General features: G+C 68.2%; 19 protein-coding genes. 12 read left to right on the top strand and 7 right to left on the bottom strand.

The window, feature by feature from the left end; genetic code table 11:
• The first annotated feature begins 87 nt into the window (after positions 1 to 87).
• Genes L1O03_RS03135 through L1O03_RS03120 form a run of 4 tightly spaced genes read left to right on the top strand, consistent with a single transcriptional unit; the run spans position 88 to position 5,558 of the window.
• Positions 88 to 1,956: an ABC transporter ATP-binding protein gene (locus L1O03_RS03135; RefSeq protein WP_236117947.1), complete on the top strand. Its 1,869-nt coding sequence runs from the start codon at positions 88 to 90 to the stop codon at positions 1,954 to 1,956.
• Between the two features lie 17 nt (positions 1,957 to 1,973).
• Entirely contained in the window at positions 1,974 to 3,116 is a 1,143-nt protein-coding gene (locus L1O03_RS03130; protein WP_236117946.1) for a MalY/PatB family protein, read from the top strand.
• A 56-nt stretch (positions 3,117 to 3,172) separates the two neighbouring features.
• The gene (gene brnQ / locus L1O03_RS03125; protein WP_236117945.1) at positions 3,173 to 4,567 is read left to right on the top strand and encodes a branched-chain amino acid transport system II carrier protein; all 1,395 of its coding nucleotides are present in this window, start codon (positions 3,173 to 3,175) and stop codon (positions 4,565 to 4,567) included.
• Positions 4,539 to 5,558, top strand: coding sequence for an LLM class flavin-dependent oxidoreductase (locus L1O03_RS03120; protein ID WP_236117944.1), 1,020 nt, complete (start codon positions 4,539 to 4,541; stop codon positions 5,556 to 5,558). Before brnQ ends, L1O03_RS03120 begins: the two co-directional genes overlap by 29 nt.
• On the opposite strand, the gene L1O03_RS03115 is transcribed toward L1O03_RS03120, so the two are convergent.
• The 3 genes from L1O03_RS03115 to L1O03_RS03105 form a co-directional block, all read right to left on the bottom strand.
• Positions 5,555 to 7,453 carry a BCCT family transporter gene (locus L1O03_RS03115; protein WP_420830275.1) on the bottom strand — a complete coding sequence of 633 codons (1,899 nt, stop codon included), beginning with the start codon at positions 7,451 to 7,453 and terminating at the stop codon, positions 5,555 to 5,557. The two genes, L1O03_RS03120 and L1O03_RS03115, sit on opposite strands and share 4 nt — an antisense overlap.
• 74 nt (positions 7,454 to 7,527) lie before the next feature.
• Positions 7,528 to 8,463 carry an AEC family transporter gene (locus tag L1O03_RS03110; protein ID WP_236117943.1) on the bottom strand — a complete coding sequence of 312 codons (936 nt, stop codon included), beginning with the start codon at positions 8,461 to 8,463 and terminating at the stop codon, positions 7,528 to 7,530.
• Positions 8,460 to 11,354: an FAD-binding and (Fe-S)-binding domain-containing protein gene (locus L1O03_RS03105; RefSeq protein WP_236117942.1), complete on the bottom strand. Its 2,895-nt coding sequence runs from the start codon at positions 11,352 to 11,354 to the stop codon at positions 8,460 to 8,462. The genes L1O03_RS03110 and L1O03_RS03105 overlap by 4 nt, the downstream gene beginning before the upstream one ends.
• A gap of 49 nt (positions 11,355 to 11,403) precedes the next feature.
• Between L1O03_RS03105 and L1O03_RS03100 the strand changes: the two genes are divergently transcribed.
• Complete coding sequence (locus tag L1O03_RS03100) at positions 11,404 to 12,168, top strand: GntR family transcriptional regulator (RefSeq protein WP_236117941.1); 765 nt, start codon at positions 11,404 to 11,406, stop codon at positions 12,166 to 12,168.
• Here the strand turns inward: L1O03_RS03100 and L1O03_RS03095 are convergent.
• Together L1O03_RS03095 and L1O03_RS03090 are read right to left on the bottom strand one after the other, a co-directional pair.
• On the bottom strand, positions 12,138 to 12,374 hold the full coding sequence (locus L1O03_RS03095) for a hypothetical protein (RefSeq protein WP_236117940.1): 237 nt from the start codon (positions 12,372 to 12,374) through the stop codon (positions 12,138 to 12,140). The genes L1O03_RS03100 and L1O03_RS03095 overlap by 31 nt on opposite strands.
• Positions 12,375 to 12,402: 28 nt before the next feature.
• Positions 12,403 to 13,755, bottom strand: a complete 1,353-nt coding sequence (locus L1O03_RS03090; RefSeq protein ID WP_236117939.1) for a TRAP transporter large permease subunit — start codon at positions 13,753 to 13,755, stop codon at positions 12,403 to 12,405.
• Positions 13,756 to 13,850: 95 nt separating this feature from the next.
• Between L1O03_RS03090 and L1O03_RS03085 the strand changes: the two genes are divergently transcribed.
• The 5 genes from L1O03_RS03085 to L1O03_RS03065 all read left to right on the top strand — a co-directional run bounded on the left by L1O03_RS03085 (position 13,851) and on the right by L1O03_RS03065 (position 19,618).
• A complete protein-coding gene (locus L1O03_RS03085; RefSeq protein ID WP_236117938.1) occupies positions 13,851 to 14,639 on the top strand; it encodes a GntR family transcriptional regulator in 789 nt (262 codons plus the stop codon).
• Positions 14,640 to 14,681: 42 nt separating this feature from the next.
• Positions 14,682 to 16,277: an ABC transporter substrate-binding protein gene (locus L1O03_RS03080; protein ID WP_236117937.1), complete on the top strand. Its 1,596-nt coding sequence runs from the start codon at positions 14,682 to 14,684 to the stop codon at positions 16,275 to 16,277.
• Positions 16,264 to 17,220: an ABC transporter permease gene (locus L1O03_RS03075; RefSeq protein ID WP_236117936.1), complete on the top strand. Its 957-nt coding sequence runs from the start codon at positions 16,264 to 16,266 to the stop codon at positions 17,218 to 17,220. Before L1O03_RS03080 ends, L1O03_RS03075 begins: the two co-directional genes overlap by 14 nt.
• A 71-nt stretch (positions 17,221 to 17,291) precedes the next feature.
• The gene (locus L1O03_RS03070; RefSeq protein ID WP_236118057.1) at positions 17,292 to 18,107 is read left to right on the top strand and encodes an ABC transporter permease; all 816 of its coding nucleotides are present in this window, start codon (positions 17,292 to 17,294) and stop codon (positions 18,105 to 18,107) included.
• Positions 18,104 to 19,618: a dipeptide ABC transporter ATP-binding protein gene (locus L1O03_RS03065; RefSeq protein ID WP_236117935.1), complete on the top strand. Its 1,515-nt coding sequence runs from the start codon at positions 18,104 to 18,106 to the stop codon at positions 19,616 to 19,618. The genes L1O03_RS03070 and L1O03_RS03065 overlap by 4 nt, the downstream gene beginning before the upstream one ends.
• On the opposite strand, the gene thpR is transcribed toward L1O03_RS03065, so the two are convergent.
• Positions 19,608 to 20,174: an RNA 2',3'-cyclic phosphodiesterase gene (gene thpR / locus L1O03_RS03060; RefSeq protein ID WP_236117934.1), complete on the bottom strand. Its 567-nt coding sequence runs from the start codon at positions 20,172 to 20,174 to the stop codon at positions 19,608 to 19,610. The two genes, L1O03_RS03065 and thpR, sit on opposite strands and share 11 nt — an antisense overlap.
• Before the next feature lie 47 nt (positions 20,175 to 20,221).
• Here thpR and L1O03_RS03055 point away from each other — a divergent pair, with 47 nt between their 5' ends.
• Positions 20,222 to 20,686: a CAP domain-containing protein gene (locus L1O03_RS03055; protein ID WP_236117933.1), complete on the top strand. Its 465-nt coding sequence runs from the start codon at positions 20,222 to 20,224 to the stop codon at positions 20,684 to 20,686.
• Between the two features lie 50 nt (positions 20,687 to 20,736).
• Positions 20,737 to 21,678 carry a ribokinase gene (locus tag L1O03_RS03050; RefSeq protein ID WP_236117932.1) on the top strand — a complete coding sequence of 314 codons (942 nt, stop codon included), beginning with the start codon at positions 20,737 to 20,739 and terminating at the stop codon, positions 21,676 to 21,678.
• A gap of 149 nt (positions 21,679 to 21,827) precedes the next feature.
• On the opposite strand, the gene L1O03_RS03045 is transcribed toward L1O03_RS03050, so the two are convergent.
• A complete protein-coding gene (locus tag L1O03_RS03045) occupies positions 21,828 to 23,105 on the bottom strand; it encodes an alpha/beta fold hydrolase (protein WP_236117931.1) in 1,278 nt (425 codons plus the stop codon).
• Between the last annotated feature and the right edge of the window lie 89 nt (positions 23,106 to 23,194).

Raw genomic sequence — 23,194 nt, 5'->3', positions numbered from 1 at the left:
TGCGGCCTTACGCGCTGTTCCCACCTCACGCGCTGCCCCGCCCCGCGCACACTCACCTCACTTTCTCCTGAAGGAGGGTCTTTCCTCGTGTCCTCTATCCTGCGGATCCTTCGGAGCGTCTCCGCGCTGTGGCCGTACTACCTGGGCGTGGTCGCAAGCTCCGTGGTGACGGCGCTGCTCACTCTCGTGTCGCCCTTCCTCGTCCGCGAGGCGACGAACACCATCGTCTCCGTGGTGAGCGGTGAGCGTGAGGCGGGCGCGGTCATGGGCACGCTGCTGCTCCTGGGGCTGGGCCTTCTCGCCGCGGATGTGGCCCGCACCCTCATGAGCAACGCAGGCGGCTGGCTGGGCGATCTCATGGCCGCGCGGATGCGGCAGATCCTCTCCACCCGCTACTACGCGACGCTGCTCGCCCTCCCCCAGCGCTACTTCGACACGCAGGTGACGGGCACGATCATCGCGCGGCTCAACCGTTCGATCACGGAGGTGACCCAGTTCCTCCGCTCCTTCTCGAACAACTTCTTCCCCATGGTCATCACGCTCGTGGCCATCCTGGGGATTACGGGCTATTACTATTGGCCGCTCGCGGTGCTCCTCTTCCTCCTCTTCCCCATCTATTTTTGGGTCACGACGCTCACATCCCGGCGCTGGCTGGTCTGGGAGAAGGACAAGAACCACCAGATAGACCTGGCGGGCGGCCGCTTCGCGGAGGTCGTGGGTCAGGTGAAGGTAGCCAAGTCCTTCGTCGCGGAGATTCGTGAGCTCGGCTCATTCAGCCAGCGTTTCCGCAGCACGGTGGATACCACGACGGTGCAGTCTCGCTGGTGGCACTCCATGGATGTGGTGCGCGGCGGGGCGGCGAACCTCGTGTTCTTTGGCCTCTACCTGCTGCTATTTTATCGCACGGCCGCGGGGCACTTCTCCTTGGGTGACATGGTCATGCTCATCCAGCTGCTGGGGATGACGAAGCAGCCGGTCGCGATGATGAGCTGGATCGTCGATTCTGCCCAGCGGGCCGTGGCGGGATCCCGCGACTACTTCGAGGTCATGGCGGAGCCCCTCGAGGCCACCGCGGATCCGCAGCTCGTCGCGGCCACCCGCGCCTCGGATGCCCCGGACCTGGAGGACTCGGTGCCCCCGGCGCTCGCCCCGGCTGCCCCCGTGGTGCGCTTCGATGACGTGACCTTCAGTTACAGCCCGGAGGAGGATCCGGTGGTCCGCGGGGTGAGCTTTGAGGCCCGGCGCGGGGAGAAGATCGCGCTGGTGGGAGAGTCCGGCGGCGGGAAGAGCACCCTGGTCAACCTGCTGTTGGGGCTTTATTCCCCGCAGCATGGTTCGCTCGAGGTATGCGGCCGCCCGGTCGAGGAGCTCAGCTCCGCGCAGCTGCGCGCCTGCATCGGCGTCGTTTTTCAGGACGCGAGCCTCTTTTCCGGGACGGTGCGCGAGAACATCGCCTATGGCCGCCCGGGCGCCACGCAGGAGGACATCGAGGCGGTGGCCCGGCGCGCCAATGCCCACGACTTCATCATGTCCTTCCCTCAGGGCTATGACACGATCATCGGCGAGCGGGGCCTCCGGCTCTCGGGTGGCCAGCAGCAGCGCGTCGCCGTCGCGCGCGCGATGCTCAAGGATGCGCCGATCCTCGTTCTCGACGAGGCCACCTCGGCCCTCGACAACCGTTCCGAGCGCACCGTCCAGGCGGGCCTCGAGGACCTCATGGCCGACCGCACGACGCTCATCATCGCCCACCGGCTCTCGACGATCGCCTCCGTCGACCGCATCATCACCCTCGACCACGGCCGGATCGATGAGATCGGCTCCCCCGCGGAACTCGCCACCTCGGGCGGCATTTATTCTCAGCTCCTCCAGCTGACGGCGAGCTCCTCGGAGGCGGACCGGCAGCGGCTGCGGGCCTTCGGCTTTGGCCGCCACGATGAGGGGGACGCCACCTCCTAACTACTACACTCCAGGACATGGATTTCCCTACTCTTGAGCAACTGAAGAATAGGCAGACCCGCAAGTGGACGGTGTACGGGGAGGATGTGCTTCCCCTGTGGATTGCGGAATCGGATTTCGCCACTTCACCGGCGGTCATGGAGTGTCTTCGGGACCGGGTGGAGGCCGAGTCCTTCGGCTACTCCCCCGCGAATGACCACCTGGAGCAGGCCCTCGCCGAGTTCTGCGCGGAGGAGTTCGGCTGGCATCCCAACCCGGAGCACATTGTTCTCACCCCGGACGTCGTGCGTTCCCTCTTCCTGGCGATCACCTACTTCACGACGCCCGATTCCGCCGTCATTGTCCCGACGCCGGCCTACCCGCCCTTCCTCGCCCTGCCCACGGCCACGGGCCGGGACATGATCGAGATCTCCGCGGAGGGCGGCCTGGATCTGGGGGACATCGAGCGGGCTTTCCAGCAGGGTGCGGGCTCGATCCTGCTGTGCAACCCGCATAACCCGCTGGGGTACACGTTCAGCAGGGAGTTCCTCGTCGAGTTGGCGAACCTGGCAAATCGCTACGGGGCCCGGATCATCTCGGATGAGATTCACGCCCCGCTCGTGTACGAGGGCCAGCACCTGCCCACGGCCTCGGTCTCGGAGACCGCCGCCGCGGTGACGATAACGGCGATGGCCACCTCCAAGGCGTGGAACATCGCGGGGCTGAAGTGCGCGCAGATGATCTTCAGCAACCCGGAGGACTTTAAGATCTGGAGCACCCTGCCGGGCCCGGTGACGGACGGGGTGGGGACCCTGGGCATCTTCGCTGCGGAGGCCTGTTATCGCGATCGCTCGGACCACCGCGAGGAGCAGTTGGCCTACCTCCGGGAGAACCGGGATTGGCTGGCCGCGGAGCTTCCCCGCCGGATCCCGGGGCTTCGGGTGAGCTGCCCGGAGGCCACGTACCTCATGTGGCTCGACTTCCGGGAGACTTCCCTCCCCGAGGAGGCGCGGCGCAACCCGGCGGCCTGGTGCCTCGAGCACGCGAAGGTGGCCATGAATGAGGGGCTCGCCTTTGGGCTCCCGGGCGAGGGCCATGCCCGGCTCAACTTCGCTACCTCGCGGGAGATCCTCGAGGAGGCGGTGGATCGTCTGGAGGCGGCGCTGACCCCCAGCGCGTGAGTCTCACAGGGTGGGAGTACAGTGTCAACCGATCTCATTTTTAGAAAGGCTGACGCATGACTTCTGAGAGCCAACCGCGCCGCGCCGGTTTCGCCATCATCCTGTTCACCTCCTTCACCCTCTTCTCTATGTTCTTCGGTGCGGGGAACCTCATTTTCCCGCCTATGCTGGGCGCACAGTCCGGCACGAGCTTCCTCCCGGCCATCCTCGGCTTCCTGGGAACCTCGGTGCTGCTGCCTGTCCTCGCGATCATCGCCATCGCCAATTCGGGCAGCAGCGTGACGGACCTCGCCCGCCGCGCCGGCCCCGTCTTTGGTCTGATCTTTCCGATCCTCGCCTACCTCTCCATCGGGGCCTTTTATGCCCTCCCGCGCACGGGCGCGGTGAGCTTCTCGACGGCCCTCCAGCCCATCACGGGATGGGACTCGACGCTCGCCTCGGCGCTCTTCAACGCGGTGTTCTTTGGCATCGCCCTCTTCCTCGCCTATAACCCGACGAAGCTCGTCGACAAGCTGGGGAAGATCCTCACCCCGGCGCTGCTCGTGCTCCTCGTCGTGCTCGTCTGCTGCTCGATGGGCATGTTCCACGGCACCCCCGGCGAGCCGAGCGAGAAGTTCGCCTCCGCCCCCGCGGCGGTGGGCCTCGTCGAGGGCTACCTCACCATGGACGCCCTCGCGGCACTGGCGTTCGGCATCGTCGTGATTTCCTCGCTGCGGATGCGGGGTCTCAAAGAGGGCCACCAGCTCGTCCACGGGACGATCCGCGCTGGCCTCATCGCAGGTGTCATCCTCGCGGTGATCTACCTGGGGCTGGGCTATATCGGCCAGATCATCGACCAACCGAGCCAGTACGCCGACGGCGCCGCCCTCCTCACCGACGCCGCCCGCCTCACGATGGGCCTGCCCGGCCAGGTGGTCTTTGGCCTCATCGTCCTGCTCGCGTGCATGACGACGGCCGTCGGGCTCATCGCGGCGACCTCCGAGTTCTTCGAGAGCCTGCTTCCGGGCGTGCGCTACCACGCGTGGGCGGTGATCTTCGCCGTGATGTCCTGGGCCATGGCGACGATGGGCCTGCAGACCGTGCTGGACATCGCGGCGCCGGTCATCGGCTTCCTCTACCCGCCGGCCGTGACGCTCATCATCATCAGCCTCATCGAGTCCCTGTTGCCGGGCTCCCTGCGCTTCCGCTACGCCATCTACGCCCCGGTGTGGCTGGCCGTCGTGTGGTCCGCCATGACCTCCTTCAATGACCTCGGCTGGGGTTCCTTCTGGGATGCGATCATCGGCTGGTCCCCACTCACCGCCCAATCCCTCGGCTGGCTGCTGCCGGTCTCGGTGGTGTTTGTCATCATGCTCGTCGTCGATATCGTGCTCTCCCGCGCGCATCCGCGGGATCCCCAGGATGAGGCGGTAGCCTCGGAGCATGACCAGGATGCCGCTGTCGCTCATTGATTTCTGCACCGTTGACCCGGGTGAGAGCATTGGAAACTCTATTGCCCGCTCGGTCGAGATAGCCCAAGCCGCCGAGCGCTTGGGCTATTCGCGTATCTGGTACGCCGAGCACCACAACATGCCCCGGATTTCCTCCTCCGCACCGGCGGTGCTCATCGCCCATATTGGGGCGCAAACCTCGCGGATCCGCCTCGGCGCCGGCGGCGTCATGCTCCCCAACCACGCCCCCTATATTGTGGCCGAGCAGTTCGGGATGCTCGCGGAGATGTATCCGGGCCGTATTGACCTCGGCATCGGGCGGGCTCCGGGGACGGATATGAATACGCTCCGGGCTGTGCGTCGTTCCCCTCATGCCGCGGATTCCTTCCCCGAGGATGTCCGTGAGCTCCAGGGCTATCTCTCCGACGACCCCCACGACGCCCCCATCCCCGGCGTCCGCGCGATCCCCGGGGAGGGCACCCAGGTGCCGCTCTATGTGCTGGGATCCTCCCTCTTCGGGGCGAGCCTCGCGGCGCAACTGGGGCTGCCCTACGCCTTCGCCTCGCACTTCGCGCCGACGCACCTGGAGGGCGCGCTCTCCTACTACCGGAACAACTACCACCCCTCCGAGCGCTACCCCGAGCCCTATGCCATCGCCGGGCTCACGATGATCGGCGCGCCCAGCCGGGAGGAATCCGAGGCGGAACTCGAGCGGGTCATCCGCGCCCGCGTGCGCGCGCAGGTGGGCCGCGGGCAGCCGGTCTCGGAGGCGCAGCTCGACGCCTTCATGAACTCCCACATCGGGGAGAACGTGCGGGAGATGTTCCGCTACTCGGTGCTGGGCACGGAGGAGGACCTGCGCCGCGGCTGCGAGGAGTTCGCAGAAAAGGCCGGCGTCCAGGAGATCATGGTGTCTCTCCAGGCCACCGGCCATGAGACCCGCATGCGCTCACTCGAAATGGTGGCGAGCGCCTGCGGGTTGAGCGGGTTGAGCAGACCCGAGTCGGACTAGGAGTCCCACTCCTCGCGGGTCTGCGGGCGGGATTGCTCGACGACCTTGAAGCGTCGAGCCATGTCCTCGGCCTCCTCGGGGTCGTCGGTCATGTCCCCCTTGACGCCCAGGTCACCGCCGATGACGACGTTGCCCGGGATGACGATATTGCCGTCCTCATCGTGCTCGAGGACCGGCGTGGGCAGCGGGTTGCCGTCCTCGTCGTAGCCGGGGGCCGGGCGAGACTCGTGCTCCTCAAGTTTCTCCGGGGAGTCCGTCTTCTCCCAGCGGCGGGTGCGGATCTGCCGCCCTGCCGCCGCGTCATCGCTCATGCCCTTCACCAGCGAGTACATCATGACGAACTGGATGAGGAAGAACGGGAAGGCCACGATAATGACCACTTCCTGCAGCGTCACGATCCCCGTATCCGGGGAGATGAGCAGCAGCGCTCCGGCCACCGCGCCGATGACGACGGCCCACAGCACGCGGTAGGACGTCGGGGACTTGTTTTCCTCCCCGGTGGCGAACATGTCGTTGACCAGCGCCGCCGAGTCAATCGAGGTAATGAAGAAGATCACCACCACGATGAGCGAGAACGCCGAGACCACGCCCGTCCACGGGTACTCCGCCAGCAGGTTGAAGAGTGCCGCCGGCACGTCCTCCTCGACGACGACCGGCTGCGTGAGCGAGCCCGGGTGGTTGAGCTCCATCTCAATGCCTGCGCGCCCCAAGATGGCAAACCAGATGATGCCGAAGAGCGTCGGCAGGGCGAGGACGCCCGCGATGTACTCGCGGACGCTGCGGCCCCGCGAGATACGGGCGACGAACATGCCCACATAGGGCGACCAGCAGATGGTCCACGCCCAGTAGAACACCGTCCACTTGCCCAACCAGCCGGGGTTGTTGTTGAAGGAATCCGACCAGAACATGTTCTTGGGCAGGAAGTCCGCGTAGATACCGAAGGACTCCACGGTGTGGCGCAGGAGGGTGAGCGTCGGCCCCGTCACGAGGATGAAGATGAGGAGCAGGACTGCCATCGCAATGTTGATGTTCGACAGCAGCTTGATGCCCTTATCCAGCCCTGACGCGACGGAGAGGCAGGAGACCGCCGTGATGACGAGGATGATGAGCAGCTGCACCCAGCTCACCTCGGGCACGCCCCACAGCTTGTGCATGCCCGCGTTGATCTGCAGCACGCCAAGGCCGACGGACACCGCGATGCCGAACGTCGTACCGATGATGGAGAGCGTGTCGATGAGCTTGCCGGGCGTCGAGTAAATCTTGCCGCCCAGCACCGGGGCGAAGACGCTCGACAGGCGCGGCGGCAGCTTCCGCTTGTAAATGAAGTAGCCCAGGGCCAGTCCCGGCAGCGCCAGGATGACCCACATGTGGATGCAGAAGTGGTAGAAGGTGAAGCCGAAAGCCTCCTGGATGGCGGCCTCGGAGAGGGGCTCGACGTCCGCCCGGGGCACGTTGTACACGTGGTTGATGGGCTCGGCCACACCCCAGAACATGAGGACGGCGCCGACGCCACCCGCGAAGAGCATGGCGAACCAGGCGGGCAGGGAGTGCTCTGGCTCGTCGTCATCATCCCCCAGCTTCACCCGGCCGTAGCGGGAGGCGAAGATCCCGATGAGGAAGATGAACATGAGGCTCACGCCGCCGATGTACATCCACCCCAGGTTCTTGAGGAGTCCCTGGGCGATGGTCGTGAACGTGGTGCGCGCCCTGTCCCCCAGCACAATCGTGAGGATGACGAACGCGATAATGAAAATGCTGGCGCTCAGGAAAATGAAGGGATCCGATTTGATCCCCAGAAATGGTCGCTGGGCGCCGCTCCCCCCGTCGTGATCCTTTCTGTCGGTAGGAGCCTGCGGCTCGTGTTGATCAGTGTTCGGTTGTCTGGGAATACCCATAAAGGATGATCATAGCAGGGTGATTTTGGGGGTCTCATCATTATCCCAGTTCAGGAGCCCCAGGACCCACCCGATCAGGTGGGTACTCCGTGGGAAAGGAGCGCGATCACCATAATCACCGGCACGCTCACGAGGGTGCTCACCACCCCGGCATCGCGCGCCTGCTCCTCCCCCACGCGGAACTTCACCGCATAGGTATAGACATTTTGGGCGGTGGGCAGCGCCCCCAGGACGACGACGGCCCGCAGCATCTCCCCGCTCATCCCAAAAACCCAGGCCCCCAGCGCCGCACTGAGCAACGGCTGGAGGAGGTTTTTCGCCGCTGAGGCCAGCAGGACGTCGACGCGCCGCCCTTCCTCCCCGAGCACCCGCGCCCCGCGCAGCGACATCCCAAACACGAGCAGCGCAAGGGGCACCGACGCCCCACCGAGAATGCTCACCGGCTGCGCAATCACCGCCGGCACCCGCCACCCGCTGAGCGTCACCACGCATCCGAACACCGAGGACAGCAGCATCGGATTGCCCAGAACGGTCCTCACCTGCGACTGCCAGCGGGTCCGCCCGGAGGAGGTGCACACCTCCAGAGCGCTGAGGCTCAGCGGGGCATAGAAGGCGATCTGAAAGAGCATGACCGGGATGACGACGCTCGCGTCCCCCAACACGTAGGCGGCCAGCGGGATCCCCAGGTTTCCCCCGTTGGCATAGGAGCTCGACAGCATCCCGATGATCGACTCCGCCGCGCTGCGCCGCAGCACAAAACGGCAGAGCAGAAAGAAGAACGCCCCCACGAGCAGCGCCGAGAGCGCCACCACCCCGAGGATGCTGGAGAAGAGCACCGCCGGGTCGGAGTGCGTCATGGTGTCGAAGAGCAGGCAGGGGGTGGCGACCGCGTAGACGAGGCTCGCGAGCGCCCGCTGCCCGCCCGGGCCGAGGGTTCCCCGCGCGGCCAGCACCCACCCCACCCCGATGACGACGAGGATGATCGCGAATCCGCTCAGAACCTGGGTCACGGCGCGGGCCTCAGAATCGTGTCGAGGACCTCCGCGATGTGCCGCGCCCGCTCTCCGGTTCCCTGCTCCACCTGGGTGCGGCAGGAGAAGCCGTCGGCAATGATCTCGACGCGCGTCCCCTCGCGCTCGGCGCTCTCCCTGGCCGCCCGCACGCGCGGGAAGAGCTCCCGCTCCCCCAGCTGGCGGGAGAGTTCCGCGTGCCCGGGCTCGAAGCCCCAGTTGCCGGCGAGGCCGCAGCAGCCCGTCTCGATCTGGGATTCCTCCACACCCAGCGCCTCGAGGAGCCGCCGGGAGGCCGAGGGGTCCCCCAGCGAGCGCTCGTGGCAGTGCACCTGGGTGAGCGCCGCGACGTGCTCCTTCGCGACGGCGACCTCCCCGCGCTGGAGGGCCTCCTCCACCAGGGGAGCGATGAACTCGCCGAAGCTCGTCGTGGCCTTCGCCAGGCGTGCTACCTCCGGGGAGGTGCTGAGGCCCGTCGCCTCCTTGCGGAGCATGACGGTGCAGGAGGGCTCCAGGCCGATGACCTGCAGCCCCTCGTCGAGGTAGGGGGCCATGACGCGTGCGCTGCGCTCGAGGATCGCCCGCGCGCCGTCGACCTGACCCGTCGAGTGGAGGGTCAGCCCGCAGCACACGAACTCCGAAGGCAGGACCGGATCAACCCCCAGTGTGCGCAGCACCGAGACCGCCGCCTGGGCGGGCCGGGTGTCCAGCGAGGCGGAGAAGGAGTCCGGCCAGAGCACGACGCGCCGCGTCCCCTCCGCTGCCTCGGCGGACCGGCCGTCCCGGCGCCACCAGCGGCGCAGGCTCACCGGGCTCACGCGGATGAGCGGTCGCCGGTGATCGAGGCCGCTCACCCGGGCGATGATCGGCGCCAGGCGCTGGGATCGCATGAGCGCGTCCACTACGCGCGGCGCCCCGGGGATGCGGTGAAGGATCGCCATGGAGAAGGGCAGCAGGCCCATGAGGTAGTGGGCGCGGGGGCGGAGTTTCCCCTGGTAGTGGTGGGAGAGGAACTCGGCTTTGAGGCTCGCCATGTCGACGTTCACCGGGCACTCGTGAGCGCAGGCCCGGCAGCTCAGGCAGAGGTCGAGGGCCTCCCGGGCTTCCGTCGAGGAGAAGCCGTCGAGGGTCTCCCCGCGCATCACCTCGGAGAGGATGCGCGCCCGGCCGCGTGTGGAGTGGACCTCGTCGTGGGTGATCTGGAAGGAGGGGCACATGGCCCCGCTCATCGAGCGGCAGGCCCCCACCCCGACGCAGCGGTTGATGGCGCGGCGCAGGCTGCCCTCGTCCGTGGGAAAGAGGTGGCGCGGCTCGGGGACGTGGGCGGCCTGGCCAGGGTCCATGCGCAGCCCCTGGGTCACGGGCTCCGCCCACACGAGGACGCCGGGGTTGAAGATGCGATCGGGGTCGAAGATGAGGCTGAAGCGCTCGAAGAGGCGGCGCATCTCGGGGGAATACATCTCGCTGAGCAGCGCGGAGCGGGCGCGCCCATCCCCGTGCTCCCCGGAGAGCGAGCCCCCGTGGCGGCTCACCAGCTGGGCGGCCTCCACCATGAAGGTGCGAAAGCGCTCGATGCCCGCCTCGGAGGCAAAGTCAAAGCTGATGCGCACGTGGACGCAGCCCTCGCCGAAGTGCCCGAAGGGGATCCCCTCATACTCATGCTTCGCCATGAGGGCGTAGAGATCACGCAGGTAGTCGGCCAGATTCTCCGGGGGCACCGCGGAGTCCTCCCAGTTGGGCCAGGCCTCCCCGCCGTCGGGAAGGCGGGTAACGATCCCTGCCGCCGACTCCCGAATGTGCCACAAAGCCCGCATGGCCGGGGCATCATCGACGACGACAGAATCCATTACCGGCACCTTCTCGACGAGCGCCGCCGCCTGCCGCCAGGCCTCCTCCGCCGTCTCGGCGCCGACCTCACAAAAGAGCCACCCGCCGGCCTCGGCCCCCTCGGGCCCCACCCCGGGCAGGTTCTCCCCCGCCCGATCCTGCCCATTCTTCGAGCGCAGCGCCGCGAGCAGGTCCCCTCCCATCCCCTCGATGGTGGTCACCCCCGGCAGGCGCAGCTGCGGGGCGGCCGCCGCGGCATCAAAGACCGTGTCAAAGGCAAGGACCGCGAGGGCCGTGGCCCGCGGCACCGGCACGAGGCTCACCTTCAGCCGCGTCATGATGCCGACGGTGCCCTCCGTCCCGGCGAGCGCCCGCGCCGGGTGCGTGCGCAGGTAGTGGAGGCCATAGCCAGAGACCTGCCGCGGGAAGCGGCCGAGCTCCGCCTCGATGATCTCCGCGTTCTCCTCGGCGAGCGCGCGGAGGGCGGCGTCGATCTCCGGGTCATCGCAGCCTTTGTCACCGATGGTGACCTCGCGACCGTCGGCCAGCATGAGCGTGACCTCAAGGAGGTTCTCCGCCGCGGTCCCCCACGCCACGGAGTGCGAGCCGCAGGCGTTGTTGGCCACCATTCCGCCGATGGTGCAGCGGCTATGGGTGGAGGGGTCCGGCCCGTAGGTAAGGCCGTACTCCGCCACTGCCTCGCGGAGCTGATCGCAGACGACGCCGGGCTCGACGGTGGCCGTGCGCGCCTCGGGGTCGATGTCCAGGATGCGGTGGAAGTGGCGGGAGGTATCAATGATGAGCCCCTCCCCGATCGCATTGCCCGCGACGGAGGTCCCGCCGCCGCGGCCGACCACCGACCAGCCCTTAGCCCGGGCAATAGCGAGGCCATCGCGGATGTCCTGAACCGTGCGGGGCTCGAGGATGGCGGCCGGCACCCGTCGGAAAATGGAGGCATCCGAGGTGTAGGCCGCCCGCGTTCCCATGTCCGTGCGCAGGCGGGTTCGCGCGTGGAGCGCGGCCGTGCTCTGGGTTTCCGCGCGATCGTGATCTCCGCAACACATGGGTAACATGTTAGCACTCAGGAGTGGGCATCCTGGCATGATCATCGCTATGGATCACTGGCCCGTGAATCGCTCCGGCACGGAGCTCACTCTCACCGAGAAAGTCATGGTGTACGTCCGCGACGCCGTCCACAGCGGCGCCATGCCCTGCGACACGTGGTACAGCGTCTACCAGCTCTCTGAGCAGCTGGGGGTCTCGCGCTCCCCGGTCCGCGATGCCCTCCTTCGCCTTGAGGAGGCCGGGCTCGTGCGCTTCACGAAGAATCGCGGCTTCCAGATTGTCCCCACCCACCCCGAGGATGTCGCGGAGATCTTCGCTCTGCGCTTGGGAATCGAAGCCCCCGCCGCTTTCCGGGCCGCGCGTCTCCTCGCAGCCGATGCCGAGGCCCTCGACGCCTTCCGCACCGCCACCCAGACGCTCCTTGAGGACCTCGACGCGGCCGCCTCCGCCGATGACACCGAGCTTTTCTTCCGCCTCGACACCGAGCTGCACCGGCTCATTGTGCTCACCGGCCGCTCGGAGAGGGGCTGGCGCTTCGTCGAGCAGCTGCGCACCCACACGCGCATACTCGGCCCCTCGACGGCCGGGACATCCCGTTCTCTGGAGGACATTCGCCGGGAGCACCTGCCCGTCATTGAGGCCATCCTCGCCGGGGATGCCCCCGGCGCCCGCCAGGCGATGGCCGCGCACGTCGAGAACACCGGGCGCCTCCTTCTCCGGCAGGCGCTGCGCCGCGCAGGGCACCCCGACCCGGATTCCGCGGTGCCGGCCATCTGGAACGCCTACGTCTGCGGCTTCTCCGCGGAGGGCTGATAGCGCAGGACGAAGGCGCACACCGAGCACACCGTTGCGGCGCTAAACACCCACGGGGCGAGGGTCTTGCTTACCCCGGTCACCATGCCGCCGTTGAGGAGCAGCACGCCGAGGGCCTGGGCGCCCACAATGGCCACCCCGCCGAGAAGGAAGAGTGCGAGGAAGACGAAGAAGAGGACGCGGACAAGGGAAAAGACGCGGGTCATCGGAGATCCTTTCTCATGGTGCAAGGGCCTAGCCGGCCGGGACGTACAGCGGGAGAATGCCCATCCCGATCAGCCAGGACAGCGCAATCATGGGCAGGACGAAGTAGAGGATGAGGGGGATGAACATCTTCTTGGGATCCGCCGAGGCCATGCCGGCAGCCAGGTAGATCGGCGCCCCGACTGGCGGAGACGCCCCCTCCGTCGAGGTGCACAGCAGCACAACGATGATCGCAACGACGGGGTCGATCCCCACCGCGCTGAGGGCCGCGACGGCAGGCGCCCCGACGGCGGCCGCGGTGGCCGTCGAGCTCAACGGCGTGGCGACGATGACCGCCATCACCCCGACGATGAGCACCATGAGCGAGCGCGGCAGGTCAAGGGAGCCGAGGAAGTTCGACAGCTGCGGGCCGACCCCGAGCTCCTCCATGATGGTGGCCGCGCCGAGGGCGGAGAAGAGGGAGATGCCCACGGTCGCGAACTGGGCCATGTCCTTTTTGATCTGGACGCGGAAGTGCGCGTTGTTCTGGCGGATGCGGCGGTAGCCCTCGGCGAGCGCGATAAGCGTGATGAGGATCGGAACCCACACGATGATGGAGATCGCCTTGACCCCGTCGGCGCCGATGCGCACCTCGGATTGGAGCCACTGGGAGACCGGCCCGATCGTGAGGATCACCGGGATGAGGATGCCGAGGAAGATCGACGGCGAGCGCCACCCCTGCGCCCAGGACTCGCGGAGCGGTTGGCGCTCGGACTCCGGGGTGGGCGGGACACCATCACGGCGCACCCACCACCACACGACGACGAGCCGGTAGAGCACCGCGTACGCTCCCGCGCAAGCCAGCGCCACGTAGACGCTCGAGGAGGAAACGGCGGCCGCAACGGGCATGGCGAGCAGGATGAACATCGTGCTGTTGGGCGGCAGGGCCACGCCGAGTCCCGAGTTCCCGGCGACGAGGGTGGCCGCCCGCTCCGGCTTCCAGCCGGTCCGCTCCATCCACGGGATCGTCACCGACCCGACGGTGGCGGTGTTTCCGGCCGTCGAGCCCGCGATGAGGCCGATGAGCGCGGAGCCGAGCGTCGAGACATATGCGGGTCCGCCGCGCATCTTCCCGAAGAGGGAGTTGAGGATGCCGATGAGGCGGTCGATGAGGCCCGTGGCCTGCACCACCACCCCCATGAAGACGAAGGCCATGCCCGCGAAGGTCACCTCCGACTGGGCTCCTTTGACGATCGCGGTGAGTAGAAGCTCGGGAGCGCGGGTTCCGCCGACGAGGGCGGTAGCGATGAGCCCCACGAGCAGGGCTTCGGCGATATCGCGGCGAAGGCCGACGTTGATCACGACGGTCACGGCGATAAACACCAGGAGTGCAATAATGCCCATAAAGGTGTCCCCATTCATAGTCTGTCCTCAGGGTGGTGCGAGCAACAGTAACATGTCACTGTGGGGAAAACATAGCGGCGCTAGACTGGCCTGCTGTGCCCGCCATTCACGAACAGATCACCGCGTATCTCCGCGAGATCATCTTGAGCTCCCGCCCGGGAGCACCACTGCCCACAGAAGCCGAGCTCACAGCGCATTTTGGGTGCTCGCGATGGTCGGCTCGGAAGGCCCTCGACACGCTGCGCCACGAGGGGCTCATCCGCTCCGGCCAGGGGCGCCGCTCGCGCGTCGTGGACACCACCCCGCACGAGTCCTTCGAAGGGGTCATCTCTGCAGGCGCCGTCCTCCGGCGGCTCGGGCACCGGCCCGGGCATGAGCTCCTCCGCGCCGAGCCCGCCCCGGCCGAGGGGGAGCTCGCCCGCGAGCTGGACGTGCGCGAGGGGGAGAACATCATCGCGATCAGCCGGGTGCGCACGGCGAATGGGCGGCCGGTGCTCGTCGAGCACCTTCACTTCCCCTGGGAGATCGGGCGCCCGCTGCTCGACCTCCCGCCCGAGGCCGAGGATCTTCATGCCCGGCTCCTCGCCGATGGCGTGGACTACCAGGAGGTTGAGCGTCACCTCGAGGCGCTCCCCTGCCCCGCCGAGGAGGCGCCACTCCTGGGGCTTCAGCCCGGCGAGCCCCTCCTGTGCGTGCGGGTTCAGGCGTGGGATCGGCGCCGTCGCCCCCTGGAGAGCTCGAGCTATCACTATCGCGCGGATGCCGTGAGTTTTTCCGTGAGCACGCACCGGCACACGGCCTCCCCGCTGCGGCTCTCCCTCCGCAAGGCCGCCGCGTCCCCGGCCCCAGCCCCAGGAAACTTGTCCGGACATTCTCAGGTTTAGCGATTCTTCCCCTCCTCTGAGCCCTCTCTAGGCTCAGGCCCCATGAGGCCGTTCCGGATCCCCGACCATCGTGCCCAACCGCCCTCCCGCCGTCGCACCCCGAGCCCCAGCCGCCGGGTCGCCGCGGCGGGCTTCGCGCTCTGCCTCGCGCTCAGCCTCGGTGGCTGCGCCGCGGGGCACACTGCCGTCCCTGTCGGCAGCGCCTCGGCGGAGGACACGGTGCGCGTCGGGACAACCACAGCGATGATGAGCATGGACTTCACCCGGGACTCCGGGGCCGCCATCCCCCAGGCGCTCATGGGAAACGTGTACGAAACGCTCATCACCATCGATGACGACGGCCACCTCGCCCCATGCCTGGCCAGCTCCTGGGAGGTGAGCCCCGATGAGCTCACCTACACCTTCCGCCTGCGTCCCGAGGTCACGTTCTCGGACGGCAGCCCCTTCACCTCGGAGACGGCAGCCTTCTCCCTGCGCCGCGCCCGGGAGGAGTGGATCAACACCTCCGCCCGCCAGCTCGACGTCATCTCGGACATCGCTACCCCGGACCCGCACACGCTCACCATCACGCTCTCCCACCGCTCAACGCAGTGGCTCTGGCGGATGACGACCTTCGTCGGCGCCATGATGGCACCCCAGGGGATTGAGCGGATCGGCACGGACCCACTGGGCACCGGCCCCTACCGGGTGACCTTCTTCTCCCCCGGCACGGGCATCCACTTCCGCGCCCGGGACGACTACTGGGGCACAGCCCCGGAGTTCCACGAGGCATCCATCCAGTTCTTCACGGACGCCATCTCCGCGACCAACGCCTTAAGCACCGGGGACCTCGACGTCATTTGGGGTCACACGAACCCGGAGATGCTCGACTCCATCGACCCCTCCCCCAAGGTCTCCGTGGGGACGAGCAACGGCGAATTCCTCCTCAGCATGAACAACCAGCGCGCCCCCTTTAACGACGAGCGCGTGCGCAAAGCCGTCTCCTATGCGGTGGATCGGCGCGCGGTCCTCGACACAGCTTGGGAGGGCTATGGCACGGATACCGGCGGGACCCCGGTCGCGCCAACCGACCCCTGGTACGACCCCCACGAGTACTACGAGCACAACCCCGAGAAAGCCCGGGACCTGCTGCGCGAGGCCGGCTACGGCACCGAGGCGAATCCCGGCCCGGAGATCACCATCTCCGTGCCCTCCCTCCCCTATGCGCAGGCGGCCAGCGAGGTGGTCTACTCCCAGCTGGTGGACGTCGGCTTCCGCGTGCATCTGAAGAAGACGGAGTTCCCCGCCGTGTGGCTCTCTGAGGTGCACAAGCAGCACGACTATGACATGTCGCTCATCGCTCACGTGGAACCGCGCGATATCTCCCGCATCTTCGGCGATCCCACCTACTACCTCGGCGTCAATGACCCGCAGCTCCAGGAGCTCTTCACGAAGGCCGACCGCGGCAGCGCCGACGCCGAGGTCCCCACGATGCGCACCGCCGTCGACCGCATCATGGACCACGCCTACGGGATCACGCTCATGAACGTGCCGAACATCGTGCTGAGCAGGCCGGGCGTCGGCGGCATCCACCCGACCATCACGACGGACTCTCTCCAACTTTTCCGCATGACCAGGGAGAACAATGAGGATTCTTAGACCGCTTCTCCATATCTGCGCCCGGCTGGTGGCGGGGCTCATCGCCGCGAGCATCATCATCTTCATCGCTTTGCGCATCATCCCCGGCAACCCAGCGGCGATCTCCCTCGGCGTGAGCGCCACCCCGGAGGCCGTCGCGAAGCTCTCCCACGAGCTCGGCACCGACCGCCCCCTTCTCACCCAGTTCGCCGACTGGTTCCTCGGGATGCTCCGCGGAGACTTCGGCGTCTCCCTGAGCAGCAAGCATGACATCGGCCCCATGATCGCTGACCGCGCGCAGGTCAGCGCCATCATGTGCGGCTGCGCGATGATCCTCTCCCTGCTCATCGCGATCCCCGTGGGCATGTGGGCGGCCCGACGCCAACACCACGTCGACGGGCTGCTCGTCTCCGCCGCCAGCCAGGTGGGCATGGCCATCCCGAATTTCCTCGCCGCGCTGCTGCTCGTCGCGATCCTCGCGCTGCACTGGCGCCTGCTCCCCGCGATGGGCTGGGTGGTGCCGGGCGATCGCCCCGGAGCTTTCCTCGCGCACCTCGTGTTGCCGGTGGTCTCCCTCACGCTCGTGCAGAGCGCGATCCTCGCCCGCTATATCCGCAGCGCCATTCTCGACGTCATCGCGGAGGACCACATTCGCACCGCCCGGATGACGGGCCTGTCGCTCGGCGCGGCCCTGCGCCGCCACGGCCTGCGCCACGCCGCACTGCCGGTGCTCACGGTGGCGGGCGTGCAGCTCACGAGCCTCGTCATCGGCGCCGTCGTCATCGAGCGGGTCTTCATGGTCCCGGGGCTGGGCTCCTTGCTCGTTGACGCTGTGTCCACCCGCGATCTCCCGCTCGTCCAGGCCGTCGTCATGTGCCTCGTGGCGTTCACTCTCATCGTGAACTTCCTCGTCGACGCGACGGCCACCCTCATCGACCCCCGCGTGAGGAGTGAACTGTCGTGACCTCTCAGCACACTCAGATAGCGCAGCCGCAGAGCGCGCACCGCCCGCGCCAGCAGCGCCGCGGCCTCCCCATCTCCGCCTGGATTGGGGCGATCATTATTGGGCTGGTCCTGCTCGGGGCCCTCGTGTCCTTCTTCTGGACCCCGTGGGATCCCACCCACGTGGACCCGGCGAACCGGCTCCTCGGCAGCTCCGCCGAGCACCTTATGGGCACCGACCGCTACGGCCGGGATGTCTTCTCCCGGATCCTGGTGGGCGCGCAGACGAGCATCGGCGTGGGGCTCGTAGCAGTCGGGATTTCGCTGCTCATCGGCACCCCGCTCGGTATCCTCGCGGGTATGCGCGGCGGCTGGGTGGAAAGCCTCGTCATGCGCGGCGCGGACCTCGTCCTCGCCTTCCCCGGTCTCCTCATGGCGATCATCGCCACCGCCATCGTCGGCCCCTCCACGTGGACGGCGATGGCCGCGCTCGGCCTCGCCGGCTCCCCCTCCTTCGCGCGGGTGGCCCGCTCAGGCACCCTGCGCGTCATGGCGCAGGACTTCATCCTCGCGGCACGCCAGGCGGGGCGCCCGGGCGTCGAAATCGCTGCGCGCCACGTCCTCCCGAACATCGCGGGGCTGGTGCTCGTGCAGATCTCCGTCGGCTTTGCCCTCGCGATCCTCGCGGAGGCGGCCTTGAGCTTCCTGGGCCTCGGCACCCCGCCGCCGCAACCCTCCTGGGGGCGCATGCTGCAGGATGCGCAGGCCTCCCTGGCGACGGCCCCGCACCTCGTGCTGTGGCCGGGCCTCGCGATCGCCCTCACTGTCCTCGGATTCTCCCTGCTCGGCGACGGCGTCCGCGACCTCGTCGACCCCCGCTCCACGATGACCCGAAGGAGTGCACAATGACGACGAGCACCCCACCCACCCTCAGCGTCTCCGGGCTCAGCATCCCCGGCATTCTCGACGACGTCAGCTTCGACATCGGCCCCGGCGAGCGCGTCGGCCTCATCGGCGAATCCGGCTCCGGCAAGTCCCTCACGGCGCTCTCCGTCACGCGCCTTCTCCCCGAGAACCTCGATGCTCGGGGCACGATCCGGCTGGCCGGGGAGGAGCTCCCCCGCTCCGACGCCGCCATGCAGAAGCTCCGCGGGACGCGCGTCGCCATGGTATTCCAGGAGCCGATGACCGCCCTCGACCCGCTCATGAAGGCGAGCGACCAAATCCTCGAGGCCCTCCACGTGCACGGGGTGCATGGCGCCGAGGCCTCGCGTCGAGCCCGCTCCCTCTGGGAGGACGTGGGGCTTCGCGAGGACCGCTGGCACGCCTACCCCCACCAGCTCTCCGGCGGGCAGCGCCAGCGCGTGCTCATCGCGATGGCCCTGGCTCACGACCCCGACCTCCTCATCTGCGATGAGCCGACGACCGCCCTCGACGTCACGGTGCAAAAGCACATCGTGGACCTCATCCTCACCCTCGTCGAGCGCAAGGGCACCGGGCTGCTCTTCATCACTCATGACCTGGGGCTCGTCCAGCGCACGTGCGAGAAGGTCGTGGTCATGCAGCGCGGGCGCATCGTGGAGACCGGCCCCACCGAGACGGTCCTCCGCGATCCCCAGCACGAGTACACCCGCAGCCTCGTCGCGCATTCCCAGCCTCGCATCAGCCCGCCGCGCTCCACCGAGGACGCCCCGGTGGTCCTCCGCGCCGAGGGCCTGCGCAAGGTGCATCCCCGCCCGGCGCGGCGGGGCGGGCCCGTCACGGCCCTCGACGGGGTGGACCTCGAGCTCCGGCGCGGCGCGCGCCTGGGCATCGTCGGCGAGTCCGGCTCGGGAAAGTCCTCCCTGTTGCGGCTTCTCGCGGGCCTCGACACCCCCACCGAGGGGCGCGTCGAAAGCGAAGGCCAGCGCATCCACATGGTCTTCCAGGATCCGATGAGCTCCCTCGACCCGCGGATGCGCGTGGAGAGCATCGTCGGCGAGCCGCTGCGCGGCCAGCGCCTCTCCCGGGCCGAGCGCCGCGAGCGCGTGCGCGAGGTACTCCACGCCGTCGGCATCGGCGACGACGCCCTCCGCCGCTTCCCCCACGAATTCTCTGGCGGCCAGCGGCAGCGGATCTCGATCGCCCGCGCCCTCGCCCTCCAGCCGGATATCCTCCTGGCGGATGAGCCGGTCTCGGCGCTCGATGTCACGGTGCGCAGCACGATCATCGAGCTGCTCGAGAAGCTCTGCGAGGACTTCGACCTCTCCCTCGTGTTCGTCTCCCACGACCTCACGGTGACCCGGTACCTGTGCGAGGAGATGCTCATCATGCGGCAGGGCCGCGTCATCGAGCGCGGCCCCAGCGAGGAGCTCATGCGCCACCCGTCCAGCGACTACGCCCGGGAGCTCATCGCCGCGGTGCCCACGCTCAGAGGCTGATCGTGGCGAGCGGCTCATAGAGCGGCCCACCCCCGCGCCCCTTCCCGAGGAGGGACTGGTAGAGGATGATTTCCGAGGCGGTGAACGTCGGCCCCACATAGACGGCGAGGGCGCGGGCCAGGTCATCGAGGACCGGATCCCAGCGGGCCGGGCGCGTGCCCCGGCGCGAGAGGCGCGCCACCGTGAGGTGACCGCGGTGGCGTCGGCACTCGCTTTCTGTGTCGGGGAGAAGGGCACCCGCGTCCGCGGCGAGCGCGCGCAGGCGGCGGGTCTCGCCCCCAACACCCACCCAGAGGGTCTTGTGGGAAAACACGCCCGCCCCGCGAAGGTGCAGGTCGAGGGGGTTTTCCGCTGCCATCGCGGCCTGGCCCAGGGAGGCGACAATGTCCTCCACCGCCCCGTCGGGCTGCTCGCCATAGAAGGCGAGGGTGAGGTGCCAGTTATCAGGATCCGTCCAGCGCAGCTCCGTGGGGAGATCCCGGCGGATGGGCCGAAGCGTCTGAACAAGGTGCTCGATGGCGGCGTCGTCGGGACGCAGCGCGGCAAATAACCTCATGCTTGTCACCCTAGGGGAGATCTCCCCCACTTCTCATTTCAAGAATCATGAAGAAGACGCTCATCGCCTCAGCGCTGGCTGGCTCGGTTCTCCTCGCCCCCATCACGGCCCAGGCCGCCCCGGCACCCGGCACCCCGAACATCCCGGGCAGCTCCGAGCTCTCCAGCTCGATCATCTCCCCGGAAACCAACACCGTCATCGCGCAGACCAACGCGTTCCGCGCCTCCCAGGGGCTTCCCGCGCTGGCCCAGGACGCCCGCCTCAACGCGACGGCCACTGCGTGGGCCGAGTACCTGGCGCTCACCAACCAGTTCAAGCACGCCAACCTCGGGCTCGTCGGCGCGTCCGCGGAGAACATCGCCAAGGTCGGTGCCGTCGAGCACGCGGTGGGCGCCTGGGAGAACTCCCCGGGCCACCGGGCCAACATGGTGGGTGCTCACCGCTCCGTGGGCATCGGCATCGCCCGCGCCTGGGACGGCCAGATCATCGTTGTTCAGGAATTTGGCCGCTAAGCAGCACAAATCACTCCGCCCATGGCCTCACGATGGTAGAACTGGGGCCTATGAGCGGAGTGATTGTCGTCGGATCCATTAATGCTGATCTCAACGTGGGGGTCGAGCGCCACCCCCACCCCGGGGAGACGCTCCTCGGGCACAGCGAGGGCATCAGCCCTGGCGGCAAGGGGGCCAACCAGGCGGTTGCCGCCGCGCTCCTTGGCGCGGAGGTGGCCATGGTCGGGGCCGTGGGCACCGACCCCAACGCGGCGGAGGCCCTCCGGATCCTGCGGTCCTCGGGGGTGGACCTTCGCGGCATCGCGGAGACGGAGGAGGTCACGGGGCTCGCCGTCATCACCGTCTCGGAGGACGGGGAGAACACCATCATCGTCGTGCCCGGCGCGAACCGGACGGTGGACGCCGCCGCGGTAGAAAAGAACGCGCAGGCCATCGCCGACGCCGACCTCCTCATCCTCCAGGGAGAAATCCCCGCCTCGGGCAATGAGAAGGCCGTGGAGATCGCGGCCCAGGCGGGCACCCGCGTGCTCATCAACCTGGCTCCCGTGGTCCCCATGGATCCCGCGGCGCTGCGCCAGGCGGATCCCCTCATGGCCAATGAGCACGAGGCCGGCCTCATCCTCGAGCAGCTCGGCGCCGCACCCAGCGGGGATACTCCCCAGGAGATGGCGCGCGCCCTCATCGAGGAGGGCTTCCGCTCCGTCGTCCTCACTCTGGGATCCCGCGGATCACTCGTGGCGGAGCGCGACGGCGAGCGCACCGTCCTCACCGAGGTTCCCTCCGTCCCCGTCCACGCGGTGGACACCACTGGCGCGGGGGATGCGTTTGCTGGGGCCTTCGCGGCCCGCCTGGTGGCCGGGGATGATCTGCCCACCGCGGCGGCCTTCGCCTCCCGCGTGGGCGCCTTCGCGGTGACTGGGCAGGGCGCCCAGCCCTCCTACCCCACCGTCACGGACGAGCTTCCCGGCAGCCCCTCCGCGAAAGAGTCCTAAGACCTCCTAGGAGGCATACACCCGCGGCAGAATATGCGGGCTGATGAGGTGTTCTTCCGGAACTTCGACGAGCTCGTCCACATAGTCGGCGAGATCTATCCACTCCAGCGGGAATTCCATGCTTGCATATAGTACTCGCTGAGGCGGACTTAAAAATCCTCCGCCAGGGAGATCAAGCGGCGCAGAATGCGCGCCCCGTCCACGTGGATCCCGTTGTGGTGGAACTCGTTGGTGATCCACGGCCGGAGGTCCCGGAAGCAGCTGGCCGTCTCCAGGGAGAGCTCTCGCGGCACGAAGACGTCGTCGACGTAAATCGCCGCCGCGCAGGTGGCGGGCCCCTCGGCGAGGGCCTCCTCGTCATAGAGGCAGGGCCAGTCGGTGCGCTGCGCGAGCTCCTCGGCCACGCCCGCGAAGGGGCTCAGTGCGGGGTCCTCCTCGAAGAGCCACGGGAAGATGTGTTCCCCATAGAGGTAGAAGGGCTCCTCGGTGGCGCGGGGATCGGCGGAGGGGGAATAGCCGGGGATCTCCTCGGCCACGCGGGCCGCCGCCCAGGCGGTGGGGCCGGGGACGGTGCCGCCGTAGATGCTCTCGTGGAGCACGGCGTAGAGGGGCGCCTCCACGAAGGAGACTCGACGCCCGACCTCCGCCAGAACATCCCCGCGCAGCCGGCGCCCGCCTCCGCGCTGGTGGAAGGGGTCTTCCAGCAGGTAGGCGAGGTTCTCCATCCCAGCACCCCGCCCGAGCTCAATGCCGATCGTCCGGAAGCGGCGGGCGCTCAGGCGCTCCCCGGTGGGGAGCGTCTCCTCCTCGTTCTCGAGGTGGAGGCAGATCTCGCGGATGCGATCCTCACACCAGGGGTAGCGGCGGTAGAACTCCTGGTGGCGGCGCGCCAGCGCAGCATAGGTGTGGCGGTAGATCTCCTCGGCGCTCTGTCGGATGCCCGGGAGCCCACCCGTGAGATATGCGCGCTCGACGCTCTCCGGGAACGCCGACAGATAGTGCGTAATGCAGAATCCCCCGAAGCTCTGCCCAAAGAGGGTCCACCGCCGAACGCCCAGGTATTCCCGTAGGGCCTCGGCGTCGCGAACAATACTGTCCGCCCGGTAACAGGCCAGCTCCTCGGCCGTGGGGATGGGGCCGTGGGCGTCGATCCGGCTGGAGTGCCCGGTTCCGCGCTGGTCAAGGAGGACGACGCGATACCGGAGGAGAAGCTCACCCAGCCAGCCACTCAGCGCTGCGGGGCGCGGCGAGGGGAATCCGGGCCCGCCCTGGAGGAAGAGGAGGGTCGGGGTGTCGGGGCTCGCCTCAGCCGGGGCGATCTCCCTGGCGAAGAGCTGGATGCTGCCGCGCTCGGGGTGCGCGTAATCCTCCGGGACCTCAAGACGATGGCAGTGGACCGGATGACCGAAGAGGAGGGACGTCGTCATGCCCGCCACCTTAGGCGAGCTCAGGATTAGCGCGCAGACGCTGAGGCGTACACTATCGTCGGCGCGCGTGCTGCCTCGGGGCGAGGGCA

Origin of the sequence: Corynebacterium uropygiale, from assembly GCF_021568315.1 — a bacterium.
Lineage (GTDB): Bacteria > Actinomycetota > Actinomycetes > Mycobacteriales > Mycobacteriaceae > Corynebacterium > Corynebacterium uropygiale.
Note: the sequence above shows the minus strand (reverse complement) of the source record. Positions and strands in the feature narration are given on the sequence as shown.

Bases quoted from the DNA above. Each gene is read 5' to 3' on its own strand.
- L1O03_RS03130 (WP_236117946.1), top strand. From the start codon at position 1,974: ATGGATTTCCCTACTCTTGAGCAACTGAAGAATAGGCAGACCCGCAAG.
- brnQ (WP_236117945.1), top strand. From the start codon at position 3,173: ATGACTTCTGAGAGCCAACCGCGCCGCGCCGGTTTCGCCATCATCCTG.
- L1O03_RS03120 (WP_236117944.1), top strand. From the start codon at position 4,539: ATGACCAGGATGCCGCTGTCGCTCATTGATTTCTGCACCGTTGACCCG.
- L1O03_RS03115 (WP_420830275.1), bottom strand. From the start codon at position 7,453: ATGGGTATTCCCAGACAACCGAACACTGATCAACACGAGCCGCAGGCT.
- L1O03_RS03105 (WP_236117942.1), bottom strand. From the start codon at position 11,354: ATGTGTTGCGGAGATCACGATCGCGCGGAAACCCAGAGCACGGCCGCG.
- L1O03_RS03100 (WP_236117941.1), top strand. From the start codon at position 11,404: ATGGATCACTGGCCCGTGAATCGCTCCGGCACGGAGCTCACTCTCACC.
- L1O03_RS03095 (WP_236117940.1), bottom strand. From the start codon at position 12,374: ATGACCCGCGTCTTTTCCCTTGTCCGCGTCCTCTTCTTCGTCTTCCTC.
- L1O03_RS03090 (WP_236117939.1), bottom strand. From the start codon at position 13,755: ATGGGCATTATTGCACTCCTGGTGTTTATCGCCGTGACCGTCGTGATC.
- L1O03_RS03080 (WP_236117937.1), top strand. From the start codon at position 14,682: ATGAGGCCGTTCCGGATCCCCGACCATCGTGCCCAACCGCCCTCCCGC.
- L1O03_RS03075 (WP_236117936.1), top strand. From the start codon at position 16,264: ATGAGGATTCTTAGACCGCTTCTCCATATCTGCGCCCGGCTGGTGGCG.
- L1O03_RS03065 (WP_236117935.1), top strand. From the start codon at position 18,104: ATGACGACGAGCACCCCACCCACCCTCAGCGTCTCCGGGCTCAGCATC.
- thpR (WP_236117934.1), bottom strand. From the start codon at position 20,174: ATGAGGTTATTTGCCGCGCTGCGTCCCGACGACGCCGCCATCGAGCAC.
- L1O03_RS03055 (WP_236117933.1), top strand. From the start codon at position 20,222: ATGAAGAAGACGCTCATCGCCTCAGCGCTGGCTGGCTCGGTTCTCCTC.
- L1O03_RS03050 (WP_236117932.1), top strand. From the start codon at position 20,737: ATGAGCGGAGTGATTGTCGTCGGATCCATTAATGCTGATCTCAACGTG.
- L1O03_RS03045 (WP_236117931.1), bottom strand. From the start codon at position 23,105: ATGACGACGTCCCTCCTCTTCGGTCATCCGGTCCACTGCCATCGTCTT.